A 12,895-nucleotide genomic window follows, 5' to 3' on the forward strand; every position below is an offset into this window, starting at 1 on the left:
CAGCGTCGCCCCCTTGAGGGGGAGCGCCGCAGGCGCTACGGGGGTGGGCGTCATCACTAGCGCTGGATCTGGTACTGGGGCGATGCAAACACGAGCCAGGCCGCCTGCTTGACGCGGCTGGTCTTGTAGTGCGTCGGGCTGTTGGTCGGCGTGAACGCCTCGACCGCCTTGATCACCGATTCCCGCGTGCCGGCCGGCAGCGTGCGGCCGGTGGCGATGACCGACATGCGGTCCACCAGCTTGGGCACGTTGTCGGAGTCGGCTTCCCACACCGCCAGGCTCGACAGCTTGGTGCCGGTGGCGCCGGGCACGGTGTCCACGGGCGCGGAGCCGCCCCACCACAGCACGTAGTTGAGGAAGTTCAGGCGCGAGATGTGCGTGCTGGCGTTGTGGATGCCGAACTCGGGGCCGCGCAGCGAGGTGCCGGCGACCGGGTAGTCGGGCGGGTAGTAGTTGAAGACCGAAGGCGGACGGAACACGTGCTGCTGCAGCGTCTCGCCCCACCACCATGCGAACGGCTCACCGTCGGTGTAGCCACCGAGCAGGCGCAGCAGGCCGGTGAACATCAGCACCGGCTCGCGCAGCTTGCCGCCGCTGGCCGCGGGGGTCATGCTGAGCGCTTCCGGGTCGAGCAGCACCGCGGCCACGGTGGCGGCCAGGTCGCCGCGCTGGCCCGTGCCGAAGTTCTGGAACTTGCCGGCGGCAAACGCCTGCGCCACGCGCTGGGTGTAGGCGGGCGACGGGTTGCTCATCACCAGGCGCTGAATCAGCTGGCGGCCGACGAAGGGCGCGATGTTCGGATGGTTCATCACGCTGTCGAGCACCTTCTCGAGCGCCGAATCGGGCGTGCTGCTGGCCGGCACGGTGACGCCGGAAAGCAGCGAACGCTGGGTGATGTCGTGGTACTTCTGGATGCCCACCATGTCGCCGCCGTAGTAACGGCAGTTGGCGCCCTGCGGCAGGCACAGGTTCCACGCGTTCTGGCCGCCGGCGGGGTAGGTCCAGCCGGTGAGCGCGTAGGCGTAGTTGCGCACCATCACGTTGTCGTACGTGGGGATGCACTTGCCGCCCTTGAGGGAGCCGTCCATGTTGAGCTCGCAGGTGCCGATCGAGAACAGCTGGAGCAACTCGCGTGCGTAGTTCTCGTTGGGCGCCGCCTTGTCGTTGTTGACGTTGTTCAGGAAGTCACCCATCAGCGGCGACAGCGTGGCCTTCTTGAGCACCGTGCGGTAGTTGCCGAAGGCGTTGTCCAGCAGGCTGTTGTGGTAATTGCGCCAGCCGTAGGTGCCGGAGACTTCGAGCGCGCTGATCACCACGATCTGCGACAGCGCATAGGCCACGCGCTGGCGCAGCTGGTCCGGCTGCGTCATCGCGTTGCGGTAGAAGTCCCACAGCAGCGGCTGCGTCGAGTACCAGTCGCGCCAGCAGTTGGCGCCCTTGTAGGCGTCCTGCTCGCACAGGCTGATGGTGGAGGTGTGGGTGTGGATGCGGCTGTCGCCGCCCAGGGTGTAGCGCGAGCTCTTCTTGAGCATCTGGCCTTCGATCCAGTCGGTCGCGCCGTAGCTTTCGATCTCCTTGACCACCGCCTCGGTGGCGCCGAAGGTGGCATGGCCGGCCAGGCGCGCGGCTTCGCCCGTGGTCATCCACGTCACTTCACCAGCCGAATTGGTGGTGGCTTGCGAAGTCACCGTCGGCGTCGTGCCGACGGTCGCCGACGTTTCGGCAGTGGTGGCCGGGGCAGATGCCCCCGCGGCCGGGGTCGAACCGAGGTTGCTGCCTTGAGGGCCCTCGGAATTGCTCCCACCGCCGCCGCCACAAGCGGCCAGGGTCGCGAGCAACAGTGCAGAGAAAGTGCGCTGCGGCGAGCAACGCGCCAAATCCAACCGGGTCATGGTCAAGTCCTGAAAGAAACTGGAGGAAGGCCATCCGGCGGGACCGGGGAGCTGACATGGGGTGTCGCAAGAGGTCACCGCGGACCGCTGCGGATGCGGTCAATCGCCTGTGCCGAAAAAAATGCAGGGTGCGTGCCGGCTGGGGCAGCTCTTACGCGTCGAAACAGCCCCGCAGGCCCAAGTGTGTGTAACGGTGAGCGGGCGCCCACTTTGCATTTTTTACCGGCCACTGATGCACTTGCTGCAAGCCGTGCTGCACTGCCGCGGAAAACCAGCATTCATGCGGCTTTGCGCCAAGACCGGCGGACGAGCGGGAGGGTGGTGGCGGCGTCCGGTCCCCACCGTTACAAATCTGCAGGCTATCGGTCCTGACACTTTGTGGCGGCGGCCCCTGCGGCCTTCGTCATGATTGACCGTCAGTGGGCGCTCGCATTTTTTGTCAGTGTCGACAATGTGTGCGCGTACTCTCTTATTTCGTCAACAGAATGTGTCCCCCGCAGCGCACACTTTTTGCCACTGCGGACCGGTTCTGAACGCGGCACCGACCCGGTGGAACCGCATCGGGAACTTCCAGGCGGCTTCGGGCCAATGAGCATCACAGGCTGAATTTGTAACGATGCTGCCCTTCGTGCCCTGGAGTCGCCAGACCCTTGCCGCAGACGATCCGACGCTCGCGCACCGGGTGGCGCGGGGCGACCGCGACGCGCTGGCCACCGTCTATGCCCGGCATGCCGGCCCGGTGTACCGCTACGCGCTGGCGGTGTGCGGCAATGCGTCCTGGGCGGCCGACGCCACGCAGGACGCCTTCGTCGGCTTCGCCTCGCGCCCGCTCGGCTATGACGCGGCGGCCGGCCCGCTGGGCGCCTACCTGGCCGGCATGGCGCGCCACACCTTGCTGGGCCTGTGGCGGGGCGCGGGGCGGCTGGTGCCCGAAGACGAGGCCATGGCCGACGATGGACCCGACGTGCCGGCGGCAGAAGACCCGCAGGCGCTGCTGGTGCGGCGGCAGGACGAGGCCGCCCTGCATGGCGCCATCCAGGCGCTGCCCTGGCCGTTCCGTGAAGCCCTGGTGCTGGTGGACCTGCAGGAGCGGCCCTATGTGGAAGCTGCCCGCATCGCCGGCATCGAACTCAACACCTTGCGCACCCGCCTGTACCGGGCGCGCGCGCGGCTGGCCGTGCTGCTCGACCAGGGGCCGGCGCCCGACGGAGCCTCCCGATGAAGCCAATGAACCCGCAAGACGTATCGCTCGCCTCGTTGCTGGGCGAGGCCAGGGACGCGTTGGCGCGACACGAGCCGCCGCCTGCCGTCGCGCAAGCCATGTGGTCGGCCTTCGATGCGCGCCTGTCGCCGGTCCTTGCGCCGCGGCGCGGGCCTCGCATCGCCGCGGCCTGCGGCTGGACGCTGGGCGCCGCATTGGCGATGGCCTCGGTGGCCGCGCTGCTGGTCGACCCGCGCCCACCCGAGGCGGACACCACGCGCGCCATCGCCACGACCTTCCTGCCGGTGGCCGCGCCGGAACGCTGGCGCGAGTTCAGCGAAGCGCCCGACGTGCAGCGCGCCGCCTGGGTGGTGGACGCCGAACTGCCGCGCGCCAGCCTGGCCGGCATGGGCCTGCCCTACGACCCTGCCCGCGCGGCCGAGCCGGTGCGCGCCGAACTGCTGCTGCACCCGGCGGGCGACGTGCTCGCGGTGCGCTTCGTCAGTGAATGAACCGTGAAGGAGCCGACGATGAACAACCGCACCTTGCTGCCGCCGCTGGCGCTGATGGCCGGCCTGCTGTGGAGTGCCGCCGCCGCGGGGCAGGAGCACGACGTGCTCCTCGCGCAAGCGCCCGCTCCGGTGGAAGACACCTTCACCTTCGCGGCCAGCGAGATGGGCGCCGAACGCATCGTGAAGGGCGCACCCTATTGCGCCGACGCGATGCACGAGCACATCCAGACGCTGGCCGATGGCAACCGCATCGTGCGGCGCCAGGTCACCAGGCTCTGCCGCGACGGCGAAGGGCGCACCCGCCAGGACACCGAACGCGACGGCAGCAAGCGGGTGTACCTCAACGACCCGGTGGCGCGCGAGCGCTGGCTGCTCGACCCCGAGCGCAGGACCGCCACCCGCCTGGGTTCGCGCGGCCCGGGCGAGCTGCTGCCGCCGCTGCCCGATGCGTCGACCTGGCGCGAGTACAGCGAACGCATGCGCGAATTCGCCGAGCACATGCGTGAATGGGGCCGCGAGTTCGGCGGTCGCATGCGCGAATGGGGGCGCAGCCTGCCGCACGGCGAAGCGGAACCTTCGGACATGAGTGCGCCCCTGCCACCCCAGCCACCCGCGCCAGCCTGGATCGGGCCGGGCCGGCTGCCGCACGACGGCGAGTTGCAGGTGCGGGTGCTCCGGCTCGACGGCGGCGAAGCCGCGGTCCCCCCCGGGGGCCCTGCGTGGAGCCTGCCGCTGCCGCAAGGCATCGCGCTGCGTTCGCAGATACTGGCGCCGCGCGGACCCGGGGTCAGCACGTCGCTGGGCAGCAAGGACATGGAAGGCGTGCGCGTCAACGGAGAGCGAACCACCTGGACCATCGAGGCCGGCAAGCTCGGCAATGAAAAGCCCATCGTCATCACCCGGGAGGTGTGGACCTCGCCGGAGCTGATGCTCACCGTGTATTCGCGCGACTTCGATCCGCGCAGCGCCGAGGTGGTGTACCGGCTGACGAAACTCAGGCGGGGCGAGCCCGATGCGGCGCTGATGCGCGTGCCGGCCGACTACGACGTGCGCGGCGCTCGCAGGACGGGCCCGAAGGCGCCCGCGGCGCCGGCGCCGAAGGGCTGAAGCGCTCGCCTCAGGCGGCGTCGCGGACGATCCGGCCGTCGGAGGCCAGCGCGCCGCCCTGCACCAGTTCGTCGACGAAACGCCGGCTCCAGTCGCGCGGCGCTTCCCGCGGGCCCTGCCGCTCATGCACCCCCAGCAGCAGCGGCGTGCCTGCGCACCAGTCGAGCAGCTCGGCCAGCGCTTGCTCGCGCACTTCCATCAGGTGGTACTTGATGAGCACCTTCACCGCATGGCGGGCATGCCGCGCCGGGTCGGCGCGCAGTGCGGCCAGGCGCGCCCGGGCGCGCTGCAGGGCGCCGGCCACGTCGGAGAACGGCGCACCGTGGCCCGGCACGACCCACTGGACCGGCAGGCGCTCGATCAGGTCGAGCACCGCGGCCACGTCGTCGAAGGCCGGTTCGCCCTCGAGCTCGGGGAACACGACGCCGAAGCCGTTCTCCCACAGCGCGTCGGCCGAAACCAGCAGGCCGTGTTGCGCATCGAAGAGCATCACCGACTCGGGGTCGTGGCCGGGAGCGGCGATCACCTCGAAGCGACGGGTGCCGGCCTGCAGCATGTCGCCCGGCGCGATGCCGGCGCACGGCGAGAAGCGCTCGCAGAGCTGCCCGGTGGCGCGGTAGGAGAGGGCGTTCTCGTCCCAGCGGCTGGCCGCTTCCCATGAGGCGCGCGGTACGTGGGCCGACACGCCGAAGGCCCGCTCGATCGCCGCATTGCCGCCGCAGTGGTCGGAGTGGAGGTGGGTGTTGACCACGCGGCCGAGCGGCCGGTCGCCAAGGGCGCGGCGCAGCAGCTCGATCGTCTGCGCGGCGTGCACGCAATGGCCGGTGTCGACGAGCAGGGCGCCTGCGTCGTCGTCATGCACCAGCAGGTTGTTCGAGGACAGCCAGCCGCGCTCGAAGACCGCAAGCCCCTGGAACGCCGGAACGTTCACTGCGGCACACCCCCGCGTATGCCTTCCACCTGCACCAGCAGCTTCACCTCGTCGGCCACCAGCGGCAGCGCGAGCGTCATGCCGAAGTCGCTGCGCTTGAGCGTGGCCTCGAAGTCGCCGCCGCACACCTCGCGCTGGAACAGCGGGTTCAGGCCGCAGCGCCAGCGGGTGGCGCGCAGGGTGAGCGGCTGGCTCACGCCGCGCAGCGTGAATTCGCCGTGCACCTGCTTCGGCATCTCGCCTTCAAAGGTGGCGCGGCGCGCCACGAACCAGGCCTGCGGGTGTTCCTTGGTGTTCAGCAGGCTCGCGCCCTTGAGCACCGCGTCGAACGGCGCCGAGCCGGTGCTGATGGAATCGGTGGCGACGGTGATGCCGATGTCGAGGGACTTTTCCTTCGGATCGAAGCTCACGGTGCCTTCGAGCTTGTCGAAGCGGCCGCGCGACGTGGAGGTGGCCATGTGCAGCACCTCCCAATGCACGAAGGTGTGGGTCAGGTCCAGGCCGTAGCTCACCGGCTCTGCATGGACCTGCGGGGCCACGCCCAGCAGCGCGAGGGCCCAGGCGGCGGGGAGGGTGAAGCGTCGTCGGGCGGCAGCAGGCATGGGCGGCATTTTCACGGGTGGATGGCGCATGACGGGGCGCTCCGCGCGCAGGCGTCGCCCCCTCGGTCGGGTGTCATGCCCCGCGCAGGGGCGGCAAGCGTGACAAAGCACCAGGACCCCGAGCCGGTCCGCAGATACATTTGGATGCAATTGCTGCGCCGCGGCGGTTTTTCGAGGAGGGCTGCACGATGTCTCGCTTATCGATCGAGTGGGCCACCCTGTTGGGTCTGGCCTGCCTGGCCCTGATGGTCCTGCAATGGTGGTGGCAGCGCCGCACGCACGGCCGCAGCCTCTCGCGTCAGCAGCACCGGCATGTGCAGCAGCTTCAGAACGTGAGCCGCAACCTCGACCAGGCCAAGCGCCAGATTGAGCAGTTGCAGCACGACCTGGCCGCCGCACGGCTGCAGCTCAAGCGGGTGTCCAGCCATGCCGTCATCGTGCAGCAGCAGGCCAGCGCCCGCGCCGCCTTGCAGCGCACGCTCGATGAGGCGGCCGAGGCCACCGCAGCGCGGCGACTGCCGCCGGACGGCTTTGCCGACACGCTGCCGTCGCCGCAATACCCGGAATACCTCGCGTTGCTGACGAACCGCTGAGGATGCATCCCCCGGCCGACGGGCGACCGGGGGGCGACTGGCGTTACTGCTTGACCGCCTCGACCTGCACGATCAGCTTCACGGCGTCGGGCATGCCCATGTTCAGGCCCCAGCCCATGCCCCACTGGCTGCGGGCGATGGTGGTCTCGAAGTCGCCGCCGCAGACCTCGCGCTTGAGCATCGGGTTCTGGTAGCAGTTGAAGTTGCTGGCCTTCAGCGTGACCGGGTTGGTCTTGCCCAGCAGGGTGAGCATGCCGGTCACTTCGCTGACCTTGTCGCCGCTGAAGACGAACTTGTCGGCCACGAACTTGGCGGTCGGGTATTCGGCGACGTTGAAGAAGTCCTTGCTCTTCAGGTGACCGTCGAACGGGCCGGTGCCGGTGTTGATGGAGGTGGTGTCGAGCGTGAGCTCCACCTTGCCGGTCTTGGCGGCGCGGTCGAACTGCACCGTGCCTTCCTTCTTGTCGAAGCGGCCGCGGTTGGTGGACGTGCCGAAGTGCGGCACTTCGAAGGTCACGAAGGTATGCGTCGGGTCGATGGCATAGGTGCTGGCCTGGGCGCTGCCGAACGTGGCGACGAGTGCGGCGGAGACGGCGAGGGTACGGATCACTGGGGGCTCCTTGGGTGAGTGCTGGTTGAGTGACTCGGGTTGAGGGGAACAGCAGGAACGAAACGGGTCACAACGGACCCAGGCCGGTCAGCGCAAGCTTGAACTTCACCTGCACGTCGTTGGCCACCATCGAGGTGTCGGCCCATTCGCCTTCACCGATCTTGAAATCGAGCCGCTTGATGGCGAAGCTGCCGACCGCCGTGCTGCCGCCATTGGCCTGCGTCAGGGCCACAGGCACCACCAGGTCGCGCGCATTGCCCTTGATGCTGAGCTTGCCGGCCACTTCGAACTTGCCCGGGCCCACGCTCTTGATGGCGGTGGACTGGAAGGTGGCCTGCGGGAACTTGGGGACGTTGAACCAGGTGGGCTTCACCAGTTCGGCTTCGGTCTCGGGAGCGCCCAGCGCCGCGCTGCCGAGGTCGATGGAAAACGCCACCTTGCCGGTCTCGGGCTTCTTCGGGTCGAAGGCGATCTGCGCATCGAACTTCTTGAAGCGGCCTTCGACCGGCACACCCATCTGCTTGCTCACGAAGACGATCTCGCTCTGGGCCGGCACCAGCCTGGCGGGGGTCTGGGCGCAGGCAGGGCCGGCGGCCACCAGCACGGCGGCTGCGGCAACGGAGGCAAACGCGGTCGAGAGGGTTTTCATCGGAATCCTTGGAGGCAGGTTTCGGTTGGTCGAGTCAGCCGCGGGCGGGCCACATGCGCAGCAGCAGGCCGTCGCGGTCGACGAACTGGTGCTTGAGTGCGGCCGCCACGTGCAGCACCACCAGGGCCGCCAGGCCATAGGCGGTGTAGTGGTGCGCAAGCTTCAGCACCTCGGCCAGCGCCTTGTCGGGCGACACGAAGTCGGGCAGCGGCAACATGCCGAACCACACGATCGGGAAGCCTGCGGCCGAGCTGTAGGCCCAGCCGGAAAGCGGCACCGCGAAGAAGAACAGGTACAGCAGCAAGTGGGTGCCGTGATGGGCATTGCGCTGCCAGGCCGGCATGCCGGCTGCCACATGCGCCGGCAGCGCGGGCGGCCGGTTGGCCAGGCGCCACAGCAGGCGCGCCGCCGACAGGGCCAGGATGGTGACACCGGCCCACTTGTGCCAGTTGTAGAGCTTCAGCCGCGCCGGCGAAAACGGCAGCCCGGTCATGTACAGACCGACGCCGAACGCTCCGATGATGGCCAGGGCGAGCAGCCAGTGGAAGGCGATCGCGATGCCGCCGTAGCGCTTGCTGCTCTGGGTCGGGATGGAAGCCATCGGAGTCGGTTGTTGAAAGTTGTTGCAAGGCCGCTGTGCGGGTCGACTGCATCTACGAGGGCCGCCGCGAGACGGACGCAGTCCCGTAAAGCGGCACTTTAGTGTTGAGGTCGGTGCGGAGAGTTCAGCCGGCTTGAGGCGATTGTTCAAACGGCTTGAACGTCGCGGACGAACGGCGTTCAAAACGCGACCGCCGGCGGTCGGCGGCATCGAGCGACTCGGTCAGCCGGACGACGCAGGGCGCAGGTGCAGTGGCTGCAGCGCGGCATGCAGCGCCTCATGCTCGTCGGGCGGCAGCAGCCGATGCCGCAATGCGAAGTCGAGCGTCACGAGCGCGGCGTCCACCGTCATTTCGCCGCCGGCGGCGCGCTCGATCGCCTCGTCCACCGGCATGCGGTGCAACTCGCACACCTCGCCGTCCTGGTTGACCGGTCGCACCTCGGGCGGCATGCGGAGGTCGAAGGCAAACAGGTGCTCGTGCTGCAGCCCTTCGGGGATGTCGCGCAGCAGCTCGAGCACGCTGCCGGGACGCGCTTCGCGCATCTGCGCTGGGGAGAGCCCAGCTTCTTCCCAGCCCTCGCGCACCAGCGTCTCGAAGGGCGTCTGGTTCCACGGCACGCCGCCGCCCACCAGGTTGTCGAGCAGGCCCGGGTCGGTGGGCTTGTCGAAGGACCGGCGGGCGATCCACAGGTGCGTGGGGCGGCCGCCTTCGCCGGCCACGTAGCCGTTGCAGTGCGCTCCGAAGGTGAGCATGCCCCAGAAGCGCGACGCCGCACGTTCGACGAGGGCGCGCGGCGGCTCGCCATGCTGCAGGACGACCGCATAGGTCTCGTCGCGCCACGCGACGATGTGGCCGGCGTCGCGCAGCGCCAGGTTGATGCCGGCCAGCGTCTCGTCGCGTGTCTCGGCGGTGCAGGCGAGCGTGATGCGGTCGGGCTCGATGTGCAGCCATTGTGCGAAGGCAGCCAGCGCCTGCACCTGTGCACGTGCCACCGAGCCGACCACCGTCCCGCCCATCACGAAGGGCAGCCGGGTCCTGTCATGCGATCGGGCGGCCGCAAGGGCGGGCCAGCGGGTCTTCGTTGTCGGCATCGGTTGGCGCTCCATCGGGGCGGTCATTCTGCATGGGCGGCCGATCTCGCGCCGGCGTCATGCCCGCGTCATGGACGGGTCACGGCGACGTCACGGCGACGTCACGGCGACGTCACGGCGACGTCACGGCGACGTCACGCGTCATCTAGATGATTTGCCGGATGGTGGCTGGAGGCGAACCGACATGAGACACCCTGTGTCAACCTGGACATCACGGGCCGAGCGCCGGGCCGCTCCCAAGCCGGCCCGCATCCCCCCGGGGGATCGGCCGGCGTACCGGCCGGACGAGGGGCTGTCATGAGCGATGCCGTGATCCAGGTCGATGCGCTGCGCAAGCATTTCGGCGCCCGGGCAGCGCTGCGCGACGTGTCGTTTTCGGTGCGGGCGGGCGAGATGGTGGCGCTGCTGGGGGCCTCGGGCTCCGGCAAGTCCACCCTGCTGCGTCACCTGAGCGGGCTGCACCGCGCCGATGCGGGCAGCGTCTCGCGCATCGAGGTGCTCGGCCGGCCGGTGCAGGCCGGGGGCCAGCTCTCGCGCGAAGTGCGCGCCCTGCGGGCCGAGGTGGCCACGATCTTCCAGCAGTTCAACCTGGTCGATCGCCTGCCCGTCATGACCAACGTGCTGGCCGGCGCCCTGCACCGCCTGCCGCTGTGGCGCACGCTGGCGCAGCGTTTCCCCGCGGCCGAACGACGGCGCGCCTTCGAGGCGCTGCAGCGGGTGGGCATCGAAGGCTGCGCATGGCAGCGCGCTTCCACGCTGTCCGGCGGCCAGCAGCAGCGTGCCGCCATCTCGCGCGCGCTGGTCCAAGGCGCCAGGGTGGTCCTGGCCGACGAGCCGATCGCCTCGCTCGACCCCGAGGCGAGCCGCCGGGTGATGTCCCTGCTGGCCGAAGTGAACCGGGAGCTGGTCGTCACCGTGCTGGTGTCGCTGCACCAGGTGGACTACGCGTTCGCCTACTGCCCGCGCACCATCGCCCTGCGCGCTGGCGAGGTGGTCTTCGACGGACCCACGCAGGCCTTGTCCGCCGAGCGGCTGCGCGCGCTGTACGGCACGCGCAGCGACGAGCTGTTCGGCAGCCACGACACCAGCGGCGCCGATGGCGCCGAAGCCGGACCGCCGGCTGCCGCGCCCCTGCTGCATGCCGCCTGACCTGCGGCCTGCCCTTTCCGTCGTTGCCTCGAAGGAGCCTTCATGAACCGCCGTTCCGTCATCGCCCATGTGCTGGCCGTCACCGCCGCGACCTGGGCCATCCCGCCCGCCGCGGCCCTGGTGCGCGAAGTCAACTTCGGCATCATCGCCACCGAGTCGTCGTCCAACTTGAAGAGCGCATGGCAGCCGCTGCTCGACGACATGCACAAGGCGACCGGCCTCAAGGTCAACACCTTCTTCGCGCCCGACTATGCCGGCGTCATCGAGGCGATGCGCTTCAACAAGGTCCAGCTGGCCTGGATGGGCAACAAGTCGGCCATGGAAGCGGTGGACCGTGCGCAGGGCGAGGTGTTCGCCAAGGTGGTGAACGTGGACGGATCGTTGGGCTACTGGAGCCTCATGATCGTGCACAAGGACAGCCCGCTGAAGTCGCTGGACGACGTGATCAGGAGCCGCAAGGAGCTGACGCTCGGCTTCGGCGATCCCAACTCCACCAGCGGCACGCTGGTGCCGGGCTTCTACGCCTTCAGTGCGAACAAGGTGGACGCCACGCGCGACTTCAAGCGCATGGTCCGGGCCAACCACGAGACCAACATCCTGGCGGTGGCCAACCGGCAGGTCGACGTGGCCACGGTGGCCAGCGACGGCGTCGAGCGGATGAAGATGAAGATGCCCGAGAAGGCGGCCGAGCTGCGCGAGGTGTGGCGCAGCCCGCTCATCGCGAGCGATCCGCTGGTGTGGCGCCGCGATCTCGACGTCGAGGTGAAGCGCAAGCTGCGCGACTTCCTGCTGGCCTATGGCAAGGACGCGCGCGAGAAGGAGATCCTGAAGACGCTCACCTACTCCGGCTTCACCGCGTCGGACAACGGCCAGCTGTTCGCGATCCGCCAGCTCGAGCTGGCCCGTGAGCGCAGCAAGGTGGAGGCCGATGCGGCACTCGCCGCCGCCGAGAAGTCGCAGAAGCTCGCCGAGATCGACGCGCGCCTGGCCGAGCTTGCGCGGCAGGCGCCCAGGTCGCAGTGATCACCGCTGGCCAGGCCGTGAACGCATCGACTCCGACCTCGCCCGCGACGGCGACCGCGGTGGCGTCGCCGCCGCGCACGCCGGTCGCGACGCTGCTCGCCTGGGGCCTCCTGCTGGCGCTGCTCGCCGCCTCCTGGCAAGGCGCTGACATGCGCCCGCTCGACCTGTGGCGCGACGCCGGCAACATGGCGCAATACGCCCACGGCTTCTTCCCGCCCGACTTCCGCGACTGGCGCCACCACCTGGCCGAGCTGGTGGTCACCTTGCAGATCGCGTTGTGGGGCACCGCACTGGCCATCCTGTGCTCGGTGCCGCTGGCGCTGCTGGCCTCCGGGAACATCACGCCGTGGTGGGTGCATCAGCCGGTGCGCCGCCTGCTCGACGGCTGCCGCGCCATCAACGAGATGGTGTTCGCGCTGCTGTTCGTCGTGGCGGTGGGGCTCGGGCCGTTCGCCGGCGTGCTGGCGCTGTGGGTGCACACGACCGGCACGCTGGCCAAGCTGTTCAGTGAGGCGGTGGAGGCCATCGATCCGCAGCCGGTCGAGGGCATACGGGCCACCGGCGCGCATCCGCTCGAGGAGATCGTCTACGGCGTGATCCCGCAGGTGCTGCCGCTGTGGATCTCTTATGCGCTCTACCGCTTCGAGGCCAATGTGCGCTCGGCCTCGGTGGTGGGCATGGTCGGCGCCGGCGGCATCGGCATGGTGTTGTGGGAAGTGATCCGCGGCTTCGAATACGCGCAAACGGCCGCGGTGCTGCTGATGCTGGTGGTGAGCGTGTCGCTCATCGACATCGGGTCGGCATGGCTGCGCAAGCGGCTGGTGTGAGCGCCACTGCCCTAGGCCTGCTGGCCGACCTGATGCGCACCCCGCATCCGGAGGGTGTTCCCCTTTAGTGGAATTGCCCGCACACCCTTGCCCTGACATCTTGTAA

General features: G+C 69.3%; 14 protein-coding genes. 7 read left to right on the forward strand and 7 right to left on the reverse strand.

What is annotated here, in order from left to right; all coding sequences use genetic code 11:
• Positions 1-56: 56 nt before the first annotated feature.
• A complete protein-coding gene (locus E8D38_RS07185) occupies positions 57-1,688 on the reverse strand; it encodes a DUF1800 domain-containing protein (RefSeq protein ID WP_246099386.1) in 1,632 nt (543 codons plus the stop codon).
• Positions 1,689-2,508: 820 nt separating this feature from the next.
• On the opposite strand from E8D38_RS07185, the gene E8D38_RS07190 reads away from it, so the two are divergent.
• Genes E8D38_RS07190 through E8D38_RS07200 form a run of 3 tightly spaced genes read left to right on the forward strand, consistent with a single transcriptional unit; the run spans position 2,509 to position 4,712 of the window.
• Entirely contained in the window at positions 2,509-3,114 is a 606-nt protein-coding gene (locus E8D38_RS07190; protein WP_140627327.1) for an RNA polymerase sigma factor, read from the forward strand.
• Positions 3,111-3,605 carry a hypothetical protein gene (locus tag E8D38_RS07195; protein ID WP_140627329.1) on the forward strand — a complete coding sequence of 165 codons (495 nt, stop codon included), beginning with the start codon at positions 3,111-3,113 and terminating at the stop codon, positions 3,603-3,605. Before E8D38_RS07190 ends, E8D38_RS07195 begins: the two co-directional genes overlap by 4 nt.
• Positions 3,606-3,623: 18 nt before the next feature.
• Positions 3,624-4,712: a hypothetical protein gene (locus E8D38_RS07200; RefSeq protein WP_140627331.1), complete on the forward strand. Its 1,089-nt coding sequence runs from the start codon at positions 3,624-3,626 to the stop codon at positions 4,710-4,712.
• Positions 4,713-4,722: 10 nt separating this feature from the next.
• On the opposite strand, the gene E8D38_RS07205 is transcribed toward E8D38_RS07200, so the two are convergent.
• Positions 4,723-5,643: an MBL fold metallo-hydrolase gene (locus E8D38_RS07205; RefSeq protein WP_140627333.1), complete on the reverse strand. Its 921-nt coding sequence runs from the start codon at positions 5,641-5,643 to the stop codon at positions 4,723-4,725.
• On the reverse strand, positions 5,640-6,245 hold the full coding sequence (locus E8D38_RS07210; protein ID WP_140627335.1) for a YceI family protein: 606 nt from the start codon (positions 6,243-6,245) through the stop codon (positions 5,640-5,642). The genes E8D38_RS07205 and E8D38_RS07210 overlap by 4 nt, the downstream gene beginning before the upstream one ends.
• Positions 6,246-6,433: 188 nt before the next feature.
• On the opposite strand from E8D38_RS07210, the gene E8D38_RS07215 reads away from it, so the two are divergent.
• On the forward strand, positions 6,434-6,838 hold the full coding sequence (locus E8D38_RS07215; protein WP_140627337.1) for a hypothetical protein: 405 nt from the start codon (positions 6,434-6,436) through the stop codon (positions 6,836-6,838).
• Positions 6,839-6,881: 43 nt separating this feature from the next.
• Here E8D38_RS07215 and E8D38_RS07220 read toward each other — a convergent pair whose 3' ends face one another.
• The 4 genes from E8D38_RS07220 to E8D38_RS07235 all read right to left on the reverse strand — a co-directional run bounded on the left by E8D38_RS07220 (position 6,882) and on the right by E8D38_RS07235 (position 9,790).
• Positions 6,882-7,445: a YceI family protein gene (locus tag E8D38_RS07220; RefSeq protein ID WP_140627467.1), complete on the reverse strand. Its 564-nt coding sequence runs from the start codon at positions 7,443-7,445 to the stop codon at positions 6,882-6,884.
• A 70-nt stretch (positions 7,446-7,515) separates the two neighbouring features.
• The gene (locus E8D38_RS07225) at positions 7,516-8,097 is read right to left on the reverse strand and encodes a YceI family protein (protein ID WP_140627339.1); all 582 of its coding nucleotides are present in this window, start codon (positions 8,095-8,097) and stop codon (positions 7,516-7,518) included.
• A gap of 34 nt (positions 8,098-8,131) precedes the next feature.
• Positions 8,132-8,698, reverse strand: coding sequence for a cytochrome b (locus E8D38_RS07230; RefSeq protein WP_140627341.1), 567 nt, complete (start codon positions 8,696-8,698; stop codon positions 8,132-8,134).
• A gap of 222 nt (positions 8,699-8,920) precedes the next feature.
• On the reverse strand, positions 8,921-9,790 hold the full coding sequence (locus tag E8D38_RS07235) for an NUDIX hydrolase (RefSeq protein ID WP_140627343.1): 870 nt from the start codon (positions 9,788-9,790) through the stop codon (positions 8,921-8,923).
• A 297-nt stretch (positions 9,791-10,087) separates the two neighbouring features.
• Between E8D38_RS07235 and phnC the strand changes: the two genes are divergently transcribed.
• The 3 genes from phnC to phnE are packed head-to-tail and all read left to right on the forward strand — an operon-like array spanning position 10,088 to position 12,789.
• The gene (gene phnC, locus E8D38_RS07240) at positions 10,088-10,939 is read left to right on the forward strand and encodes a phosphonate ABC transporter ATP-binding protein (protein ID WP_140627344.1); all 852 of its coding nucleotides are present in this window, start codon (positions 10,088-10,090) and stop codon (positions 10,937-10,939) included.
• 42 nt (positions 10,940-10,981) lie between these two features.
• Positions 10,982-11,962 (forward strand): phosphonate ABC transporter substrate-binding protein, encoded by a 981-nt coding sequence (gene phnD / locus E8D38_RS07245; protein WP_140627347.1) that lies wholly within the window; start codon positions 10,982-10,984, stop codon positions 11,960-11,962.
• 17 nt (positions 11,963-11,979) lie between these two features.
• On the forward strand, positions 11,980-12,789 hold the full coding sequence (gene phnE / locus E8D38_RS07250; RefSeq protein ID WP_140627349.1) for a phosphonate ABC transporter, permease protein PhnE: 810 nt from the start codon (positions 11,980-11,982) through the stop codon (positions 12,787-12,789).
• Positions 12,790-12,895: the final 106 nt, after the last annotated feature.

Source organism: Methylibium rhizosphaerae (assembly GCF_006386545.1).
Lineage (GTDB): Bacteria > Pseudomonadota > Gammaproteobacteria > Burkholderiales > Burkholderiaceae_C > Pseudorivibacter > Pseudorivibacter rhizosphaerae.